The organism is Chloroflexota bacterium, assembly GCA_040902225.1.
Lineage (GTDB): Bacteria > Chloroflexota > Limnocylindria > QHBO01 > QHBO01 > CF-167.
Genome location: JBBDXT010000002.1, coordinates 283,450 through 303,323 on the forward strand (window position 1 = coordinate 283,450; position 19,874 = coordinate 303,323).

Annotated in this window: 18 protein-coding genes; 12 read left to right on the forward strand and 6 right to left on the reverse strand. The window is 70.1% G+C overall.

From position 1 onward, the window contains the following. Positions 1 to 14: 14 nt before the first annotated feature. The 3 genes from WEB29_01560 to WEB29_01570 all read right to left on the reverse strand — a co-directional run bounded on the left by WEB29_01560 (position 15) and on the right by WEB29_01570 (position 3,374). On the reverse strand, positions 15 to 713 hold the full coding sequence (locus WEB29_01560; protein ID MEX2135633.1) for a helix-turn-helix transcriptional regulator: 699 nt from the start codon (positions 711 to 713) through the stop codon (positions 15 to 17). A gap of 211 nt (positions 714 to 924) precedes the next feature. Next, a complete protein-coding gene (locus WEB29_01565) occupies positions 925 to 2,136 on the reverse strand; it encodes an MFS transporter (GenBank protein ID MEX2135634.1) in 1,212 nt (403 codons plus the stop codon). Then, positions 2,133 to 3,374, reverse strand: a complete 1,242-nt coding sequence (locus WEB29_01570; GenBank protein MEX2135635.1) for an MFS transporter — start codon at positions 3,372 to 3,374, stop codon at positions 2,133 to 2,135. The genes WEB29_01565 and WEB29_01570 overlap by 4 nt, the downstream gene beginning before the upstream one ends. Positions 3,375 to 3,441: 67 nt before the next feature. Between WEB29_01570 and WEB29_01575 the strand changes: the two genes are divergently transcribed. Continuing rightward, the gene (locus WEB29_01575) at positions 3,442 to 4,659 is read left to right on the forward strand and encodes a serine hydrolase domain-containing protein (GenBank protein ID MEX2135636.1); all 1,218 of its coding nucleotides are present in this window, start codon (positions 3,442 to 3,444) and stop codon (positions 4,657 to 4,659) included. Here the strand turns inward: WEB29_01575 and WEB29_01580 are convergent. Next, the gene (locus tag WEB29_01580; protein ID MEX2135637.1) at positions 4,595 to 6,328 is read right to left on the reverse strand and encodes a DUF885 domain-containing protein; all 1,734 of its coding nucleotides are present in this window, start codon (positions 6,326 to 6,328) and stop codon (positions 4,595 to 4,597) included. The two genes, WEB29_01575 and WEB29_01580, sit on opposite strands and share 65 nt — an antisense overlap. 47 nt (positions 6,329 to 6,375) lie before the next feature. After that, positions 6,376 to 7,137, reverse strand: coding sequence for a hypothetical protein (locus WEB29_01585; GenBank protein MEX2135638.1), 762 nt, complete (start codon positions 7,135 to 7,137; stop codon positions 6,376 to 6,378). A gap of 96 nt (positions 7,138 to 7,233) precedes the next feature. Between WEB29_01585 and WEB29_01590 the strand changes: the two genes are divergently transcribed. The 9 genes from WEB29_01590 (at position 7,234) to WEB29_01630 (ending at position 18,301) form a co-directional block, all read left to right on the forward strand. Continuing rightward, positions 7,234 to 8,172 carry a carbon-nitrogen hydrolase family protein gene (locus WEB29_01590; GenBank protein ID MEX2135639.1) on the forward strand — a complete coding sequence of 313 codons (939 nt, stop codon included), beginning with the start codon at positions 7,234 to 7,236 and terminating at the stop codon, positions 8,170 to 8,172. A 30-nt stretch (positions 8,173 to 8,202) separates the two neighbouring features. Beyond that, positions 8,203 to 9,927, forward strand: a complete 1,725-nt coding sequence (locus tag WEB29_01595; protein MEX2135640.1) for an amino acid permease — start codon at positions 8,203 to 8,205, stop codon at positions 9,925 to 9,927. Between the two features lie 58 nt (positions 9,928 to 9,985). Beyond that, a complete protein-coding gene (locus WEB29_01600; protein MEX2135641.1) occupies positions 9,986 to 12,016 on the forward strand; it encodes a hydantoinase/oxoprolinase family protein in 2,031 nt (676 codons plus the stop codon). Continuing rightward, positions 12,013 to 13,671: a hydantoinase B/oxoprolinase family protein gene (locus WEB29_01605; protein ID MEX2135642.1), complete on the forward strand. Its 1,659-nt coding sequence runs from the start codon at positions 12,013 to 12,015 to the stop codon at positions 13,669 to 13,671. The genes WEB29_01600 and WEB29_01605 overlap by 4 nt, the downstream gene beginning before the upstream one ends. 3 nt (positions 13,672 to 13,674) lie before the next feature. Beyond that, entirely contained in the window at positions 13,675 to 14,634 is a 960-nt protein-coding gene (locus WEB29_01610; GenBank protein MEX2135643.1) for a metallophosphoesterase, read from the forward strand. Beyond that, complete coding sequence (locus WEB29_01615) at positions 14,631 to 16,286, forward strand: amidohydrolase (GenBank protein ID MEX2135644.1); 1,656 nt, start codon at positions 14,631 to 14,633, stop codon at positions 16,284 to 16,286. Before WEB29_01610 ends, WEB29_01615 begins: the two co-directional genes overlap by 4 nt. Then, complete coding sequence (locus tag WEB29_01620) at positions 16,283 to 16,999, forward strand: alanyl-tRNA editing protein (GenBank protein MEX2135645.1); 717 nt, start codon at positions 16,283 to 16,285, stop codon at positions 16,997 to 16,999. The genes WEB29_01615 and WEB29_01620 overlap by 4 nt, the downstream gene beginning before the upstream one ends. A 300-nt stretch (positions 17,000 to 17,299) precedes the next feature. Next, the gene (locus WEB29_01625; protein MEX2135646.1) at positions 17,300 to 17,779 is read left to right on the forward strand and encodes a hypothetical protein; all 480 of its coding nucleotides are present in this window, start codon (positions 17,300 to 17,302) and stop codon (positions 17,777 to 17,779) included. A 3-nt stretch (positions 17,780 to 17,782) separates the two neighbouring features. Then, the gene (locus tag WEB29_01630; GenBank protein ID MEX2135647.1) at positions 17,783 to 18,301 is read left to right on the forward strand and encodes a nitroreductase family protein; all 519 of its coding nucleotides are present in this window, start codon (positions 17,783 to 17,785) and stop codon (positions 18,299 to 18,301) included. Between the two features lie 46 nt (positions 18,302 to 18,347). Here the strand turns inward: WEB29_01630 and WEB29_01635 are convergent, their stop codons facing one another. Continuing rightward, on the reverse strand, positions 18,348 to 18,695 hold the full coding sequence (locus WEB29_01635) for an amidohydrolase family protein (protein MEX2135648.1): 348 nt from the start codon (positions 18,693 to 18,695) through the stop codon (positions 18,348 to 18,350). Between WEB29_01635 and WEB29_01640 the strand changes: the two genes are divergently transcribed. Both WEB29_01640 and WEB29_01645 read left to right on the forward strand, forming a co-directional pair. Further along, a complete protein-coding gene (locus WEB29_01640) occupies positions 18,694 to 19,584 on the forward strand; it encodes a hypothetical protein (GenBank protein MEX2135649.1) in 891 nt (296 codons plus the stop codon). The genes WEB29_01635 and WEB29_01640 overlap by 2 nt on opposite strands. Then, entirely contained in the window at positions 19,574 to 19,867 is a 294-nt protein-coding gene (locus WEB29_01645) for a hypothetical protein (GenBank protein ID MEX2135650.1), read from the forward strand. The genes WEB29_01640 and WEB29_01645 overlap by 11 nt, the downstream gene beginning before the upstream one ends. The last annotated feature ends 7 nt before the right edge of the window (positions 19,868 to 19,874 follow it).

A 19,874-nucleotide genomic window follows, 5' to 3' on the forward strand; every position in this document is an offset into this window, starting at 1 on the left:
AGCCGTTTCGTGGGCTATGACTGGGGCTGGCGGCGGCGCGGTGTGCGGACGAACAGGATGCCGTCGTTCTTCAGCGGCTCGCCGCCACGAATCGCTCGCCAGATCGCGCGGGACTCCGCCGGCATGGTCTGGCTGATCAGCTGCGAGAACGGGGCGAGGCGCTCTCGACTGGCCGGCGCGTACGGGACAGCGATCACGAGCCGGATCGGCCGCTGTTCCTGGGCCGCCAGGAGCTCACGCTTGACCTGGGCCGACCTGAGCTGCGCCTGAAAATCCACGAGCGCGCGCTCGATCTCGATGTGGATGATCTCCATCGGCCCTGTCAGGAGGAGGTCTGCTGCCCGGGCGTCGCCTGCGGCAACCGGCACCTCCAGGCGTGGACGCCAGCTGCGATGCGCCACCCCGACGATCGCCTGAGCCAGCGTCAGTTGCCCGGAGTCCCGCAGGCGGACGGTCGCAACTGGATAAAGCCGCCAGGCGAGTTCGTGTCCGCACGCGGCCGCCAGCCGGCATCGCGCTTCGAGTGAGACATTGCCCGTCCCGAGCTCGGCCCAGCTGGCCAGCTGCTGGCTCACGCCGGCGCGTTTGGCAAGGCTGGTCTGAGTCAGGCCGGCGGTCATCCGGGCCATGCGGAGCTCACGACCGAACGATGCGGCGAGGTAGCTTGCGCGGGTGCGACCGGTCGATGCAGGCCGTGGCCGGAAGGAGTTCACGCGGCCATCCTCCGCCCCGGGCCTTAGCGCCGATGTATCAGTGGCTTACCAAGCCCACTGGTAGAACGGCGCGTCCGGCGTTGGCGGAGACTCGCGACGCGCGAATCTACCAGTGTCGTTGGTGCTAACACGCCTATGGCTGCCAGATATCCACTTCCGATGCCATCCGCGACGAGTTGTACCAATGTCATTGGTAGGACGGGACGACGACCTAACTTGCAGCGCCGGCGGTCGCGGGTTGCGCGGGCACCAGGGCAACGAGGCAGGCGGCACCCAGGTACGAGGCCGCCATCAGGACGAAGGCAACCGGATACCCCCACTCAGCGGCCACATTCCCGATCACGATCGCCCAGAAGGCCCCGATCCCAAACGCGAAGGTGAAGTAGACGCTGAAGGCGACGTCGCGAGTGGGACCCGAGGCGCGGTCGGCGAGGAAGGCCTGGAGGACCGGCGACTCGGAGAAGACGGCGGTCCCGAACGGCAGCAGCAGCGGCACCAGCAGAACCAGGTTGGAGCCCGCGGCGAGGAAGGCCAGCACGCCCACGGCCGACAGGACGTAGTAGACGACGAGGGTGCGACGCCGGCCGAAGTGATCGGAGAGCCACCCGGCGAGGAGCGGCCCGACGACGGCGCCGACCAGGAGCAGGGCGTAGAGGACGGCGGTCGTTTCTTCCGAAAGATTCAACGGCCCGCGCAGGTAGAGCAGCATGAATGGCGCCACGATGTCCAGGCCGCGCCCGCCGGCGGCGATCAGCGAAGCGCCAAGGATCAGCCGCAGGTCCCGCCGACCGAGCACGGAGCCCAGCTGCCCCCACACTGAACCGGCACGACGCGCACGAGCCCGGTACGCGGCGCCATCCTCGCGGACGCGCCACAGGATCAGCGACCCGGTCAAGAGCGCCGGGACACCGAACAGGGCAAGGGTCGTCTGCCACCCCACCGAGCCGATCAGCGCCAACCCCACGAACGGCACCAGCACGGTCCCCACGTTGCCGCCGCTGATATGGGCGCTGATGGCAAAGCCCCGGCGAGAAGGCGGATACACGTCGGAGAGGAGGGCGTTGCCGACAGGATGCTGCGGACTCGACCCAACGCGCGCGAAGGAGATGGAGGCGAGCAGCTGCCCCAGCGAATGCGTCAGGCCGGACAGCAGGAGGCCCGCCGCGAAGACGAGCTGTCCGCCGCCGAGGAGCACGGGGCGCGCCACCCATCGGGTCAGGAAGCCGTAGAGGAGCTGCATCGAGCCGCCGACGGCGGTGGTCACGGCGATGAACAGGCCGATATCCCGCGGGTTGAGCGCGAACTCGATGATGATGATCGGGTAGATCAGCGGCATCAGCGCCGACTGGGCATGGATCACCGCGTGCGACAGGGCCAGCAGCCCAAGGGTCAACCCGGGTCGGACGCGTGGAGGATCGGTCAAGCAGTCACCGTCTGTTGGCCCTTGCCGAGGACCACCAGCTGCCAGGCGACAAGGCCGATGAACAGGCTCCCGATGGCCGCCCCCAGCAGGAAGGCGACCGACGGGTCCCACAGCTCGGCCACCGCCCCGGCCAGCAGGCCGCCGATCGGGGTGACTCCCGCGAAGACCGTGATATAGAGGGACATCACCCGACCGCGCAGCTCATTCGGCACGCTGCGCTGCACGATGACGTTGATGGTGTTGATCATCAGCATCGAACTGAGGCCGACTGCCACGATCAGCGGGAAGGCGAGCTCCGCGGTGCGCGAGAGCCCAAGCAGCGCCTCGAAGAACACGAACGCGAGCCCGCCCCACAGGATCATGCCCACCAGCGGCCGGCGGTGGCCGACATAGGCCAGCGCCACGGAGGCCAGCAGCGAGCCGAGCCCCATGGCGGCGAAAAGGGCGCCATAGCCATCGGCGTCCAGCGAGAGGGTAAAGCGCGCGAAGAGCGGCAGCAGGGTCTGGAAGTTCATGCCGAAGGTCCCCATCCCGGCCAGCAGGACGAGCGGCCAGAGCACGGTCGGGGTGCGCAGCGCGTAGCTCACCCCCTCACCCAGGCTCGACCGGATCGAGGGCATCGTGGTCGGCCGCGCGAGGGGGAGCATGGCGCCGGGGTCCATCTGCCGCAGCGCAATCAGCACGCCCCCGTAGCTGACCGCATTGATCGCGAAGTTGAAGGCGGGGCCGTAGAACGCCAGGGTCAGGCCGGCCACTGCCGGTCCCACCACGCGGGCCAGGTTGAAGCTCGCCGAGTTGAGGGTGATGGCGTTCATCAGGTCGTCGCGCGGCACTAGGTCGGCGGCGAACGACTGCCGGACGGGCATGTCAAGGGCGTTCACGAAGCCCAGCGCCAGTGACAGGACCATCACGTGCCAGACCTGGACCACATCGGTCACGGTCAGGGCGAAGAGAACGACTGCCTGGAGCGCCGCGACCGACTGGGTGGTCAGCAGCAGGCGCCGCTTGTCGACCCGATCCGCGAGCACCCCGCCGAACGGCGCCAGGATGAGCGACGGCGCGAACTGCAGGGCGAGGACGGCGCCCAGCTGGATGGGGCTGCCGCCGAGCAGCAGCACCAGCCACGGCAGGCTGACAGTCTGCATCCAGGTGCCGACCAGGCTGATGATCTGGCCGATCCAGTACAGACGGAAGTTGCGGTGACGGACGGCGCTGAAGCCGCGCCCCATGTCGAGCATTGCCGGGAATGCTACCGGGCCGCGGCGCGTCAACGGCCCTCGTCCCGATGCCGCATGCTGAGGCCCTATGCGACGACCGATCGCCCACCTGACCGGTGCTGCGGCCGTGCTTGCTGTGCTGGTGGCCGTCTCGGTGACGCTAGCCCCGGGCGCGCTCGCTCCCGGTGAGCTGCCTCCCACACAGACGTCTCGGCTCCCAGCAGCGAGCGCAGGAGCGTCCGCCACGCCCGGCCTGCAGCCGTTGCCGGAGGCGACGCCAGACGGAGCCGATGGCGGCGGCACGGCGCGACCGATCGACCTGCTTCCCGTCTCTCAGGCAGAGGCGGCCGCCCTGCAGGCGGCGGTTGATCGGGCACGGGCGGCATTCGGCCTGACCTCGGTCGCGGTCGGCGTCTCGGCCGATGCGCAGCTCGGCTGGAGCGGCGGGTCAGGGCCGCCGCGCCAAGGGAGCACGACGCCCCTGAGCGGCGCCACGCCGTTCGCGATCGCCAGCGTCACCAAGACCTTCACGGCGACGATCGTGCTGCAGCTGGTCGAAGAGGGCCGCGTGACGCTCGACGCAGCGGTCAACGAATACCTGCCCGAGCTGACGATCGCTCGCGGCGTGACCGTGCGGCAGCTCCTCAGCCACACGTCCGGGATCGCCGATCTGCTGGCACCGATGCGCAATCGGCTCAACGCCGAACCGTCACGCATCTGGCAGCCGGCCGAGGTGCTGGCCCTGCTCGGGCCGTCAACCTTCGCGCCGGGCACGAGCTGGGCGTACTCGAACACGAACTACGTGATCGCCGGGCTGCTGGTCGAGCGCGTCACCGGCCACCGGTTTGGCGACGAGCTGCAGCGCCGCATCACTGGCCCGCTCAAGCTGGCCGGCACGGGGGTACCGTCAAAGGGCCACCTGCCGTACCTGCTGGGCGTGTCGTGGACCAGCGCCTTCTGGACATCGGCCATGCTCGATTCGAACGCGGTCAACCTGGTGCGCTGGGGAGATGCGCTGTACGGCGGGGCCATCCTGCGCGCGGACACCCTGGCGCAGATGCTCGACTTCAACGACGAGGGATATGGAATGGGTGCCGAGCAGTATCGGTTCGGTGGCCTGCTCGGCTACGGGCATTCCGGGCTGCTGCGGGGCTACACCACTCTGCTGGTGCACCTCCCCGATGCGCACCTGACCGTGGCGCTGCTGGCGACGGGGCACCTGTTCGACGCCACGGCCCTGCTCACGTACTCGGCGCCGGGGGCTCCTTCGATCCTTTCGCTCGCCGGGGAGCTGTCTCCGAGCTGAACAGGATGTCGCGGATCACGGGCAGCGACGGCGATCCGTGGGCCAGCACGGACTCCAGGAACGGCCGGTAGACGAACTCGCCACCATCGGCCTCGGCGCGGCGGCGGGCCTCACGCTCCAGCCCGTGCATCTCCACGCTCCCCAGGAAGTACTCGCACAACTGGGTCGAGGAGAGCCGCGCCCGGTCCCACTTGGCGGTCGCCTCGCCCTCCTCCTGGAAGCCGCCCTCGACCATGAGGCTCATCGCCTCTTCCTCGTCCATCGAACCGGACTGGATGCGGATGTCCATCAGCGCGTTGGTGGCGGAGCGCAGGTAGAACTTCCAGTGGACGAGCATCAGCGCCGGATCATCGGCTCCGTAGCCGAGGTCCATCATGACCTGGGTGATGTAGACGGCCCATCCTTCGTTGAAGACCCCTGAGCGGAAGACGCCGCGAACCAGCGAAGGAGATCGGTTCGAATAGGCCAGCTGCAGGTAGTGGCCCGGGACCGCCTCGTGAATCGTGAGCAGCCGCAGCATCCGTGCGTTGTCCTCGCGCAGATACGACTCGCGACGCTCCGCCTGCCACGCCTCGTTGACGGGGGTGATCGCGAAGAAGCTGCCCAGCCCGCGATCCAGCGGGCCGGGAGGGATCAGCATCGCGCCGCCAAAGGCGCGCAGGAAGCCAGGGGTCCAGATGATCTGGAGCGGTTCCTCGGTGAGGCCGACGATATCGTGCTCGGCCACGAATGCCTCGATCCGCTCGTTCTCGGCGCGGCAGAAGTCGAGCAGCTCATCGGCCCGCGGGTGGTCGACCGCGATGGCGTCGAGCACGCTGCGCACCGCCTCGTCGTCGCTCTCCGGCGGCGGGGCGTCGCCCATCCAGTCGCCCCAGATCGAACGGGCGATGCGGGTCATCTCGGCGCGGGTCTGGTCGTACTCCTCGACGGCCATCGCCTCGAGCTCCTTTGGCGTGACCGCGCTCTTCAGTGAGTGGCGGAACTTGGCGGCGTACAGCTCGGGGCCTAGCCGGAAGTCACCGTCGACGGTCGGGAGGAGCTCGTCGCGCAGCCATTGCGTCCACGCGTTGATGGCTTCGGTCGCGACTCCCGCAGCGACCTGGACCTCGGCCAGCACGCCGGCGTCGTCACAGGCTTCGGCCTCCAGCACCGCGAGCCCCACCAGGTCGGCGACCCCCGCCATCCGCTCCACCGCCTTCTCGGCGTGGAAACGGCTCACCGGCCGGCCGCTCTCCTTGCTCAGCGCGTCGCGAGCCCCGTCGAGCGCGACCGGCAGGCCACGCAGGCGGGATGCCAACGCGTTGAGCCTTTCGGTAATCGGCGCGTATTCGCGCGCCAGCATCGTGAACAGTGCGCCGCCGAACAGGTACACGTAGACCATCGCGTTCCACTCGACCTCGCGCAGCTCATCGGCCGCGAACCGCATGGCCGCCAGGTTCTCGAGCAGGATCCGCTTGTCGATCGCTTCGTCATGCGTCAGCGCGCCTGGCTCGAGCGCCTGCATGCGGGCCTCCACGTCAGCAAGCCACCCGGACCAGGCCACGCGCCCGGCATGGGTCAGGTCCGGCCAGTGGTGGTCATAGGCGTGCTCGCCGAGCTCGGTGGCATCGGCCGGCTGGAGGCGGAAGTACTCGTCCAGCAGGCTGTCGACGGTGGCGGAAAAGCCCATGGCGCACCGATGGTAGCGCCTGCCAGCGTGCCGCGAAGGGGACCTGCTCAGGGCTGCTCGTGCCCGATCTCCTCAGGCTCGTCGTACCAGCGCACACGCTCGCCGATGCGGGCGCGGAGCCGCCAGAGCGCAGACTTTGGCGCCTGGTCGATGGCGCTGCGGATGGCCCGAATCTGCGCAACGGGGTCGTGCAGCGCTGGCGGAAGGCGCTCGGTGACCGGGTCGAGCAGTCGGTCAAGGTTGCCGCTGACGGTTCGCCACCAGCCCCAGTCGTGGGCGGTGACCTCCACCAGGCGTCGCACATTGATCCCCTCGCGGTCAGCCTCGGCGAGCGGGAAGTTGGCGAGCAGGACCCAGGCGTCGAGCGCGTCCTTGGCGTTCAGGTGAACGATCTGCAGCTTCGACAAGAGCAGGTCGGCGAGCGAGAGGGTCGGGTAGTCGGCCGCCAGCCGCGGCCCGAACTGCAGGCGGTGGGACATCTCGAGCGTCTCGATCACGACGTCGATCGGACGGGCATTGGTCGGGCCCATGAAGTAGAGCTGCTTGTGCCCGTAGATCGCGTTGTAATGCCGATCCGCCACGTATCCGACATCGCCGAGCAGGCGCGCCACGCCCGCAGCGTCACGCCGGCTGGTCGCGAGGTCGATGTCGCGTCGCCCGGCCACCGAGCGCGCGCCGCCCTTCCAGCCGGGGACGCGGGCCTCGATCGCCAGGCCGCCGATGAGGCGGACCGCGAGGCCGCTCGAATCGGCGAGCGCCACCAGGCGCGTTGCCTCCGCCAGCGGATCGTCCAGCCGCTCGCCGGTCATGGCTTGCAGTATGGCGGGCGACCCGATTGGTGGAAAAGGGTCTGGACACCAGCCCCGAGACTGCTCAGTATTAACGCGCAACTACGGGATAGTGATTTGAGTCGCACACTCCCGATCCTCGCGGTCCAGGCTGCGCCAGTGGCGTGGGATATGCCAGCCACCTGGAACAAGTTCGCCTCGGAGCAGCGTGCCCTGCGCGCCTCGTACCCACTCGCCCGCCTCTTCCTCTACCCGGAGTTGTACCTGTCGGCGATTGGCGGCATGCACAGCGCGGCCGACCCATCGTGGTCAAAGCAGGCCGTCGCCGAGCCGATCCCGGGCCCGACCACGGAGCGACTCGCCGACCTTGCCCGCGAGTTGGGGATCTGGTTGCTGCCGGGATCCATCTACGAGCACGGGGAAGACGGCCGGATCTACAACACCGCGCTGGCGTTTGCGCCGGATGGCAGCCTGCGCGCTCGCTACCGCAAGATCTTCCCGTGGCGACCCTGGGAGAGCCCCGCGGCCGGCAGCGAGTTCATCGTCTTCGAGATCGACGGGATCGGGCGGGCCGGGCTGATGATCTGCTACGACGGATGGTTCCCGGAGGTGCCTCGCCAGATGGCCTGGCTTGGCGCCGAAGTGATCTTCCAGGTCACCGCCACACCGACCTCGGACCGCGACCAGGAGGTCGTTCTGGCGCGCGCCAACGCGATCGTCAACCAGGTCTACGTGGTCAACGTGAACATGGGCGGCCGGCCCGGGCCGGGTCGAAGTGTAATCGTGGATCCCGAGGGGCATGTGCTCCAGCAGGCCGGGGACGGCGAGGAGTACCTGAGCGAGGTACTCGACCTCGACACCGTGGCACGCGTTCGGCGCAACGGGTCGGTCGCCATGAACCGGATGTGGGCGCAGCTGGATGACGAGGGGGCTGGCGTCTACCTGCCGATGTACGGCGGCACGATTCGCCCGCGGCCATCGATGCCGGAGGTCGGTAAGGGTGAGCCGGCAGAACGGTCGCTCGACGAGGAGGCGGCCCTGACGCCTCGATACTGACAAGGGGTGGAGCAAGGAGGAGGGCCCAGCATGGCGACCATGTCGGCGACTGGCGGCAAGCTCTTCACTCGCAACAGCTCGGGCCTCGTGCGCGAGGTCAGCGTCTGGAACGCCCTGTTCTTCAACACGTGCGCCTTTGTCGGCGGCGGGGCCGGCTGGTATCCGCTTTCGTACAGCCTCTCGTTCGTCCCGATCGGGGCGGTGGCCAGCCTGACCACCTACGGTTGGGGGACGATCACCTTCGGTGTCTTCGCCGTGATCCTGGGCCTGATCTTCGCCTCGCTGGCAACGGCCATGCCACGCTCCGGCGGTGACTATGTCTTCACCAGCCGCATCGTGCCCCGCCTTGGGCCGTTCGTCGGCTGGCTGGAGTCGTGGACGCTGGCCTTCGCCTGCATCACGATCATCCTGTTCGAGATCTCGCTGGTCCTGATCGGCCTGCAGGTGACCGGCGTGATCGTGGGCATTGGCACCGGCAGCGACCTCACGACCACCGCCACCGGCTGGTTCGCCGAGGACGGCATCATCAAGGGCCTGCCGGGCCTGATCCCCGCCGTGGTGGTGCTGGCCGGCATCGTCTGGGTCTCGATCCAGCCGACCCGTCGCTTCCACCGCATCGTCAGCGGGCTAGCAATCCTGGCCCTCGTCGCGGTGGTGGCCCAGTTCGTCTTTGGGCTGGCGTTCACCGATCGGAGCACCTTCGAGGCCAACCTGCTGAGCCTGACCGGCATCAGCGCCGCCGACCTGGCCGCGGCCGGGACAGAGAACGGGGTCGTCGACACCGGGGTCACCTTCGCGCTGACCACCTTCCCGTTCGTGCTGGCGATCATCCTGCTGAACTTCATCGGCTTCCAGTACTCGGCCTACATCAGCGGCGAGGTGCGCGGCAACGTGCGGCGCGGCGTGGTGCTGGGCGTGCTGGGCGCGCTGGCGGTGGGCGTGTTCATGAACACCGTCTACGTCGACTGGTTCAGCATCAAGCTCGGCCTCGAGACGCAGCTCGGCTGGGGGGTCCAGTACTGGGGCGGGTCAGGGCCGGGGATGCCCTACGGGATGCCCAACGTGATGCCGCTCACCGCGACCATCGCCAACCCCGACCTCTGGCCGGTGTGGGCGATCGTCAACCTGGGCGGGACCCTCTTCCCGTTCCTGCTCTGCCCGGTCTACATCATCTTCATGAGCCGCATGGCGCTGGCCTGGTCGCTCGACCGCCAGGCGCCAGAGTGGATCGGCGAGGTGAACGAGCGGACCCACGCCCCCCTCAACGCGATGATGGCCATATCGGCGGTGGTGGTGGTGTTCCTGCTGCTGCAGATGTTCCCGATCCTGCCCGTCGATTGGGCACCGCCCGACGGCCGGCTGACCCTGATCGCCTTCCTGTGGCTGAGCATCCTGCTCCAGCTGCTGACCTGGGTGATGCCGGGGATCAACGCCATCCTGGCGCCGTTCACCAGGCGCGACCTGGTGGCCAACGCGCCGTGGCGGGCCTGGCTGCCGCTCCTCGGGGTGGTCTGGCTCGTCTTCGCGGTGGTCGTCTACTGGGTGGCGGGGATCGAGCCGATCTGGACCGCCATCTCGGCGACCCTCCAGCCCGGCGGCGACGAGTCGACGCTGGCCTACCTGACGCGCACCGGAGTTTCGTTCACCCTGGTGCTGCTGGTGATCGGCCTGGTCTGGTACTTCGTCCAGGCGGCCCGCAACCGTCGCGCCGGCGTCGACACGCGGCTGATGTACCAGCAGGTGCCGCCTGACTGAAGCACCGGCGGGGAGGCGGCCTCATGCCGCCCCCCGCCGCTGGCTCATCGCGGTCGACGTGGGGGGAACGTTTACCGATGCCATCGCTGCCTCGACCGATGGGCTGCATCGGTGGGCGAAGGTCCATTCCACGCCCGCCGACCCGGCCGGGGGCCTCGGCGCGGCGCTCGCCGACCTCGCCTCCCAGGGGGTTGACCTGCCGGCGACAACGCTCACTTTGCACGGGACGACGGTCGCCACCAACGCGCTGCTGGAGGGGAGGCTCGCTCGCGTGGTGCTGCTCTCCACGACGGGCTTCCGGGACCTGGTCGAGATCGGCAGCGGGACGCGACGCCACATGTACGACCTTTGGGCGGCGCGCCCGCGCCCGCTGGTCGAGCGCGCGGATCGTCTCGAGGTGCGCGAGCGGCTGAGCCCGGACGGGGTGGTGGTGGAGGAGCTCACTGCCGAGGAAGTGACCCGCGCGGCGCTGGAGGCCGCCGAGCGTCGGCCGGAGAGCGTGGCGATCGCCTGCCTCTTCTCGTACGCCAACCCGGCCCATGAACGGAGACTGGAGGCGGCCGTTGCCAGCAGCCTGCCCGGGACGCCGATCACGGTCTCCAGCGCGGTGGCAAGCGAGTTCCGGGAGCTGCCGCGCACGATGACCACGGTCGTGGCGGCCGGCCTGCGGCCGATCGTCGATCGGCACATGACCCGGGCGACCAGCGCGGTTCGCGAGGCCGGCATCGGCGCCCCGCCGCTGGTGATGCTCTCGAATGGTGGCCTCGCCTCGGCCGAGCGGGCCGCGGCGTGGCCGCATCGGCTCATCCTGTCCGGCCCAGCCGGGGGCGTGGCCGGCGCGGTGGCGCTCGGCCTGCGGCTTGGGCTGCGCGACCTGATCAGTCTCGACATGGGCGGCACCAGCGCCGACGTGGCCCTCGTGCGCGATGGGCGACCGCCAACGGCAGTGCATCACCGGCTGGACGGCATCCCGCTGCTGACCCCCGCCATCGACATGGTCTCGGCCGGCGCCGGGGGCGGGAGCATCGCCAGCGTCGACGCCGGCCGCCTGCTAAAGGTGGGACCGCGGAGTGCCGGGGCGCAACCCGGGCCCGCCTCGTACGGGCTTGGCGGCGAATGGGCGACCGTCACCGATGCCCACCTGCTGGTAGGCGACCTGGCACCGTCGAGGCCGCTGGCCGGCAGCCTTCGGCTCGACCCGGAACCCGCCCGGCGAGCGATGCGATCGATCGGCCGGGCGCTGCGCCTGCCCGTCGACCGCGCCGCGCAGGCGGTGCTGGCCGTGGCCCGCGCCCATGTTGCGCGCACCATGCGCCGCGTCTCGATCGAGCGGGGTCGCGATCCGCGCGGCCTCACCCTGGTCGCGTTCGGTGGCGCCGGCCCGCTGCACGCCGCGGCTCTGCTCCGCGACCTGCGCCTCGGGGAGGTGGTCGTGCCGCGGCGGCCTGGTCTCGGCTCCGCCGACGGCCTGCTCGCCGCCGACCTGCGGGTCGATGCCTCCCAGACCCTACTGCAACCGCTCGATCCGTCGGTGACCACAGAGATCCTGGCCTGGCTGCGGACGGCGAGCCGCGAGCTCCGACAGCAGCTGCGCCGTGACGGGGTGCCGATGGCGACCGCCTATGCCTCGGCGGCCGTCGACTGCCGCTACCTTGGGCAGGGGTACGAGCTCGCGGTTCCGCTAGCGGGCATCACGGCTGCCGCGGTGCGTGGACTACGGCCCACGTTCCACGCGCTGCACGAGGCAACCTACGGTCACGCCGCGCCCGACGAGCCGGTCGAGGCGGTGACGCTGCGCCTTTCGGTCTTCGGCACCCTCGGACCGCGCGAGCCGGTCCCGCTCCCGCGCGGAACCGCGGGCGGAGACCCGCGCCGGGAAGCCCGGCTCGATGATCGCGATGTGCTGCTGCCATCCGCGCGCGACCGCCGGTCGGTGAGGGTCTGGGATCGGGATCTGCTGCGAGCCGGCGACCGGCTGGTGGGGCCCTGCCTGATCGAGCAGCTCGACGCGACGACGCTGGTGCTGCCCGGCATGCTGGCGCGGGTCGGCCGCTTCGGTGAGCTGCGCATCCGGGAGGCCGCACGGTGAGCCACGCGACCAGGGCAGCGCCCCATGCGCCCGATCCGGTGGCCTTCGAGCTGCTGCACACCGCCCTGCTCTCGGTCACCGACGAGATGGGCGCGGCCCTGCGACGGTCCAGCTACAGCCCGATCATCCGCGAGATGCTCGACTACAGCTGCGCCATCTTCGACCACCGCGGCCGGCTGGTGGTCCAGGGTGACTTCATCCCCGCCCAGCTCGGCGCCATGTCGCTCGTCGTCCAGGAGGTGCTCGCTCGCCACTCCCCCAGCCTGGCCCGCGGCGACGTGTTCATCGCCAACGACCCGTATGCGGGCGGAGCGCACACCCCCGACGTCAACGTCATTCGACCGATCTTCGGCACCCACGAGGGGAGACACGCGCGTCCGTCGTTGCTCGCCTTCAGCGCCTCCGTCGCCCACCAGGTCGACTTCGGGGGGCGCAACCCCGGCACGGAGGGAGCCGATAACCTCGATCTCTTCCACGAGGGGCTGGTCCTGCCACCGGTCCATCTCAGCCGGGCGGGGACGCCCGTGACGGAGCTGTTCGATCTCATCGCCGCAAACGTGCGTGATCCGATCTCCACCCTCGCCGACTTGCGCGCCCAGATGGCAAGCTGCCTGGCCGGCGAGCGCCGGCTGCTCGAGCTCGCCGCGGACTGGAGCGTTCCGACTCTCCGCTCGGCCTTCGCGCAGGCGCTGCGCACGGCCGAGCAGCGGACGCGGCGTGCCCTCGCCGCCCTGCCCGGCGGCTCGTCCGAGGCCGAGGGCTACCTCGACGACGACGGCGCGGGAGGTGCGCCGACGCGCGTCCACGCCCGCCTCGAGAAGCTGGGCGACGAGCTGACGGTCGACCTGAGCGGGACCGCCATGCAGGTGGCGGGCGGCATCAACAACCCGTGGTCGAGCACCCGCGCCTGCGTCGCCTACCTGCTCAAGGCGGTGACCGACCAGGACGCGCCCCAGAACGATGGCTCGCTCCGCCCGGTGACGATCGTCTGTCCCGAGGGGAGCCTGCTGAACCCCCGGCGTCCGGCCGCGGTGAGCGTGCGCCACCTGACCTGCCAGCGCCTCGCCGACGTCCTGCTCGCAGCGGCCGGGCGGCTGTGGCCGGAGCTGCGGATCGGCGCCAGCTTCGTCGGGTTCTTCTCGATCATGGCCGCCGGGCCATCGCCCAAGACCGGAAGGACGGTGGTCATCCAGGACGTGGTGGGGGGCGGCAGCGGCGCCCACGGACCACACGGCGACCGGCCGGGCGGCCCGGGAACCGACGGGGTCGACACGTACATGTCCAACGTCGCCCTGCTGCCCGCCGAGGTGTGCGAGATCGAGTACCCGTGGCGCCTGGTGCGAAGCGAGCTGGTGGACGGCTCGGAGGGGCGCGGGCGCTGGCATGGCGGGCGCGGGCTGCGCCGCACCTACCAGGTCCTCGGCGAGGCGTCGCAGCGGGTGGTGCTCTACTGCGAGCAGACCAACCCCGCCTTCCGTCCGCGCGGAGCGGCCGGCGGCGGCGGCGGGACATCCACCCGTCTAGAGGTTCGTGATCCGCGTGGCGGGCTGCTTCCGGTAGCCTCCAAGGCGACAGTGACCCTCGATCCCGGCAGCACCGTGACGATCATCACCGGCGGCGGTGGCGGCTGGGGCGCGCCGGGCCGCAGGGCCTGACCGATGGCGACCACCCGGATCTACATCTGCAGCGACCTGCACGCCGCCGAGCGCGCGTGGCGCAAGCTGCTCAACGCCACCCGGACGAACCTGTACAAGGCCGACGTGGTGCTGCTCGCAGGCGACCTGACCGGCAAGGCGATCGTTCCCATCCGCGAGGTGAACGGGCACTACGAGGCGTCGCTACTCGGAGCGCGCAAGATCGCTCGCACCGCTGACGAGCTGGCAGCCCTCGAGCGGGAGATTGCCGATGTGGGCTACTACTCGGTGGTCACGACCGATGCGGAGGCGGAGCGGATCAGCCAGGACGAGGAGTACCGCATGACCCTCTTTCGCCGGCTGATGGAGGAGCGGCTGCTGGCGTGGCTTGAGCTCGCCAACGAGCGGCTGGAGGAGTCGCCAATCCCGGTCTATCTCATGCCCGGCAACGACGACGAGTTCGTCATCGATCCCCTCCTCGACCGCCCGGGCTGGCGCACAATCAACGCCAACGAGCGGGTCCTCGACCTGCCGGGCGACCTGCAGCTCGCCTCCCTCGGCTGGTCGTCGCCGACCCCATGGCACACCCCGCGCGAGATGGGCGAAGAGGAGTTCCTCGACAAGATCGCCGACCTGCTGGCGCCGGTGCGCGACCTGCGCCGCACGGTGCTGATGACTCACGTGCCCCCATACAACTCCGGCCTCGACAAGGCGCCGCTGCTTGACGCGAGCCTGCGCCCCACCGTCTCGGCCGGCGACGTCCTGCGCGGCCCGGTCGGCTCGCACGGGGTGCGCGCGGCGATCGAGCACTTCCGCCCGCTGCTGGGCGCCCACGGCCATATCCACGAATCGGGCGGTGAGGCGCGCATCATGGACACGCTGAGCGTCAACGCCGGCTCTGAGGCCAGCATGGGGATCCTGCGGGGCTACGTGGTCGACATCGGGCCGGCGGGGATCGAGCGATCGATGCGAGTCGAGGGATGAGCGGACTGGTCGTCCGCGGCGGGCGCGTCTTCGCCGGCGGACACCCCGGCTCGGCAGCGCTCGGCGGGCGCGCCACCGGCCCGATGGCAGATGGAGCCCCGACCGCCGTGGCCATCAGCGGCGACCGGATTATGGCCATCGGCACCGATCGCGACGCGGACGGATGGAGCGGCCCCGACACGGAGGTGATCGAAGCGGACGGCGGCCTCATCCTGCCCGGCTTTAACGATGCGCACACCCACCTGCGCTGGGCACCCACCACCCTGAGTCGCCTGGACCTGTTCGGGATTACCGACCTGAGCGACGTCCAAGTTGCGATCCGCGCCTTCGCGGCGGCGCATCCGGAGCGCGCGTGGGTCGCGGGACGCGGCTGGCTGTACGCCGCCTTCCCTGGCGGCATGCCGACGCGCGAGCAGCTTGACGCGGCGGTCCCAGATCGTCCGGCCTATTTCGAGTGCTTCGACGGCCATTCCGGGTGGGCGAACTCGCTCGCGCTGACGGCCGCCGGCATCGACGAACGAACGCCTGATCCGGTGAACGGGCAGATCGTGCGCGACACGGGCGGGCAGGCGACCGGGGCGCTCCTCGAGCGCGCCACAGAGGCGATCGAGGCGCTCATCCCGCCCCCGTCGGCCGACGAGTCGCTGGCGCTGCTGCGCGCCGGGCTGACCGCCATGGCCCATGCTGGCATCACCGCCGTCCAGGATGCGTGGGCCCGCGAGGAGGGTTTCGCGACGCTTGATCGATTACGTGACGCTGACGGCCGGCTGCCGATCAGGGTCCGGTCGGCGCTCGAGATGCTTCCCGGCCAGGGAGAGGCGGGACTCCGCGCCATCCTCGACCGCTATGAGTCGACGGTCGCCCCCTACCGCAATGACCCATGGTTGCGGGGCGGGATCCTGAAGTCGTTCATCGATGGCGTGGTGGAGGCCCACACGGCCTCGCTGCTGACCCCGTATCCGGGCTCCACGACCCGCGGCGACCCCCGGTGGGCTGAGGAGGAGTTGCGATCCGCCGTGGCCGAGGCTCACGGACGCGGATGGCAGGTCGAGCTGCACGCCATCGGCACCGCCGCCGTGCGGCAGGCACTGGACGCCTTCCAGGCGGTAGGGCCGGGGCGCGCGGCCGAACGGCGGCATCGGGTCGAGCACATTGAGACGATCGACCCTGCCGACCTGGGTCGCTTCGCGGAGCTCGGGGTGGTGGCCAGCATGCAGCCCTTCCACGGGTTTCCTGAGGCGGGCCAGATGGCCGTCTGGGAAGGCGCCCTCGACCCTGAGCTCGCAGCCTCCGGCTGGCGAATCGGGAGCCTCCTGCGCTCCGGCGCGCCGATCGCGTTCGGCAGCGACTGGCCGGTCGTTCCGTACGACCCCTTCCTCGAACTGCACGCGGCGGTGACGCGTACCACAACCGACGGGCAGCCGGCGGGTGGCTGGCTGCCGGGCGAAGCGATCGGGGTGGCCGATGCGATGGCCGCGGCAACGTGGGGCAGCAGCTATGCCGAGCATGCCGAGACGGAGCGCGGGGCACTGCAGGTCGGCCGCCTCGCCGACCTGATCGTGCTTGACCGGGACCTGCTCAGCGAGGGGCCATCGGCGATCCTCGGCACCCGGGTCACCGCGACGGTGGTCGGCGGACGGATCGTGCCGTGACGGAGAACCTGGCCTACACCGATGCCTACGCGACATCCACGGAGGCACGCGTGCTGAGAGCCGATGACGGTGCGGTGCTCCTCGATCGCACCGTCTTCTATCCCGGTGGCGGTGGCCAGCCGGCGGACACGGGCTGGCTGCGGACCGATGCCGACGCCGCGTGGCGCGTCACCGGCGCACGCAAGTCCGGCGACGAGGTCTGGCACCTGGTGGAGGGCGACCTGCCGCCTGTCGGAACACAGGTGAGCGCCGAGGTCGACTGGGAGCGACGCCACGCGCTGATGCGGACCCATTCGGCGCTCCACGTGCTGTGCGGCGTCATCTGGCGCGACTGGGGAGCGTCCGTGACCGGCGGCAACATGGAGCCGCTGGCCGGTCGCATGGACTTCGAGTTCGAGACGATGGCCGGCGAGCTGGTCGCGGAGATCGAGCGCCGCGTGAACGTGGAGATCGAGGCCGACCGCGAGATTCGGGTCGCCCTCCTGCCGCGCGACGAGGCTTTTGCCATTCCCGACCTAATCCGCACCAAGATCAACCTGCTGCCGGAGGGGATCAGCGAGGTGCGAACGATTGAGATTGTCGGCCTTGACCTCCAGGCCGATGGTGGGACCCACGTCTCCCACACCGGCGAGATCGGCCGGGTGCGGGTCACCGGCTACGAATCCAAAGGCCGCATCAACAAGCGGATCCGGATCGAGGTCCTGGAGGCGTAGCCTCGGACCCAAGGGTCGGGGTCCGATAAGCGCCAGTTATCGTCCTGCACCGATGGCGCGGCATCCGTGCCGTGGAATGAGTCCCGCTTATCAGGCGGCACCGCCACGGGCGGATCCGTGCAGGAGCATAAGCCTGCCTTATACAAGGCCACGAGCGCGAGCGCTGCATCGGGGAGTCTGGAAGACCGATCGCAAGCGCTGCGACATGACGCTGGCATCCGTCTCTGCGATCCTTCTTGAGCCGACCGGCCGCGGCGAGGCCGAGCCGGCGCAATATCCGATTCGAATGAGGTGACCATCATGGACGACCAGAAGGCGATCGAGCGCTATCTGTACCTGCTCCGGACGGCACCGCCGGATGAAATCGAGCGTGCGCATGAGGAAGCGTTCTCACGGCTGACACCCGAGCAGCGTGCCCAGGTGCTCCAGGAGCTGTCCCAGGAGGTCCCAGCCTCGGAGGTCCCAAATGGCGACGACCCAGGTTCATTGGCCCGCATGGCGACCCGCGCAGAGATGCGCGAGCCCGGAACCCTGGAGCGGACGTTCGGCAGGATGCAGGGACCTGGCTTCGGCGGGATGTTCCTGTCCGGCCTGGCCGGTGCGTTCGTGGGGACTGCGATCGCCGGCGCCGTCTTCGACGACTCGGATCCGGACGCCGGAGGTGATCCTGGCGGCGATAGTGATCCTGGCGACGCGGCGGAGGCCGATGTGGGCGGCAGCGACTTCGGGGGTGACTTCGGGGGCGGCGATTTTGGGGGCGGCGACTTCGGAGGCATCTGACCGATGAACGTCTGGGAGGCGATCAACTCGGTGCGCGTCATCCGCGACTTCGCCGATCGCCCGCTCTCCGCCGAGCACGAGGCACGCATCCTGAACGCGGCCCGCCGCACCGGCAGCTCCAAGAACGAGCAGACGTGGGCGTTCATCGTGATCCGCGACCGCGATCACCTGCGGGAGCTGACCGGGGTGGGCCGATACGCCGATCACCTGGCCGGCGCGGCGATGGCGGTCGCGCTCGTCACCCCCGATGAGAGCGCCGGGTGGCGAAACACGCGGATGTGGGACCTCGGACGGGCCGCGCAGAGCATGGTCCTGGCCGCCTGGGAGCTCGGCATCGGCAGTGCGCCTGCCACGGTCTTCGAGCAGGAGCTGGCGTCACGCTTGCTCGGACTGCCGGCCGACCGACGCTGCAACTACCTCCTCTCGTTCGGCTACGCCGCCGACCCGTCGCAGCTCACCGCTCCGAGGAAGCGCGGGGGCCGCAAGCCGCTGGAAGCCCTAGTTCACGAGGAACGATGGTAGGACTCGCTTGGCCGGCGACCCGGTCGCCAGGCAGCGGCCCGTGTCGCTACGAGGCTGGCTCGTCGGTGGGCGGGCACAACTCCGCGTCGGCGCAGAAGGCCGGGAGGCCGTTCACGATCGTGGCGATGACCGTCATGGCCCGGATCTCGTCCGGCGTCGCATTGCTGACGTCCCCGCTCAGGATCGTGACGTCGCCGAGCGTGCCCGGGGCGAGGTGACCGCGGCGCGCCTCGTCGCCCAGGGCGTAGGCTGCGTCGATGGTCACGGCTCGAAGGCCCTGCTGGGCGGTCAGCAGCTGGGCAGCCATCCACGCCGGCGGCTCGGGGTACACGCGGCCCAGCGGGTCCATGCCGCCCGCGATCTGGTCCACCGGCCGGCCGATGTCGTCGGTCATGATGAAGTCGGAAGATCCAAGGCGCGTCCGTGGCCCCGGCGACGTGGAGACCTGCGTCCGCGAATTCCCGCCAGCGGGTCAGCCAGGCCGTCTCGCCACCCAGGTCCGCCAACGCATCCGGCTCGCCCAGCCAGTCGGCAACGGCGGTGTCCAGGTGAATCACCACAGGGATCTGCATGGCGACCATCCGCTCGAGCTGGGCATCCGTCACCTGGATGGCGTGCTCGATCCGGTGGCGGAGCGGGTTCGGCCCGGTCGGGCCGAGCGTCGCCTCGAGGGCATCGAGGACCATCTCCTGAGCCTCGGTGCGCATGGCATGGACCGCGACCTGCCACCCGGCCTCGTTCGCCGCGGCGATGGTGCGGTTCAGCTCATCCGCCTCCCACAGGAGGTCCAGCTTGGCACCGTGGTCGAGATGGATCTTCAAGCCCTGGACGCGGAGCCGGTCGGTAATCGGGCCCGGTTCGCGGTCGGCGTACCAGTCGCCGAAATGGGCACCGCCGATCGACGGCTCGTTCAGGGCGAGGTAGGCGTCCACCCGCAGCGGGAGGGCCTCATCGGCGGCCAGGCCCTCCAGCTCGGTGAGCCGCTCCGGGTTGACCCACAGCTCGGCGATCGAGGTCCAGCCGCGCTCGAGGGCCGCCTGCATGGCTTCGGAAGCCGAATCCAGGCCGTAGTACCCGCGGTCCCCGATCCAGTGGGCGTGGGCGTCGATGAAGCCGGGGTACGCGACGTTCTGACCGATGTCGATGACCGGCACCTGGTCACCCGCGAGCGCCAGCACCTCGTCCCGGGAGCCGACCGCGGCCACCGTTCCGTTCTGGATGAGGAGGGAGTCGGCGACGGGCGGCTCGTCCATGGTCACGATCCTGCCGAGGATGACGAGTGAACCGGCCTGGGATGCCGAGGCGGATGGGGTCGCGCTGGGGGCCGCCGCCGACGACGACGGGGAGCTCGTGGAACTCGGGGCGCAGCCGGCGACGACGATCGTGGCGAGCACGACCGCCACCACGGCAGTGAGCCGCGTGCGGAAAGCTGCTTCGAGGGCGGTCAACTCAGCCCCTCCGGTGCGTGGCTTTGTGAAAAGAGCATTCCGGGGAGCCGAACTGTTCAATCGGTCCCGGCCTGTATGCAGTGCGGGCGGCCCGAGCGGGCCGCCCGCGCATCGGTGAGGGTCGC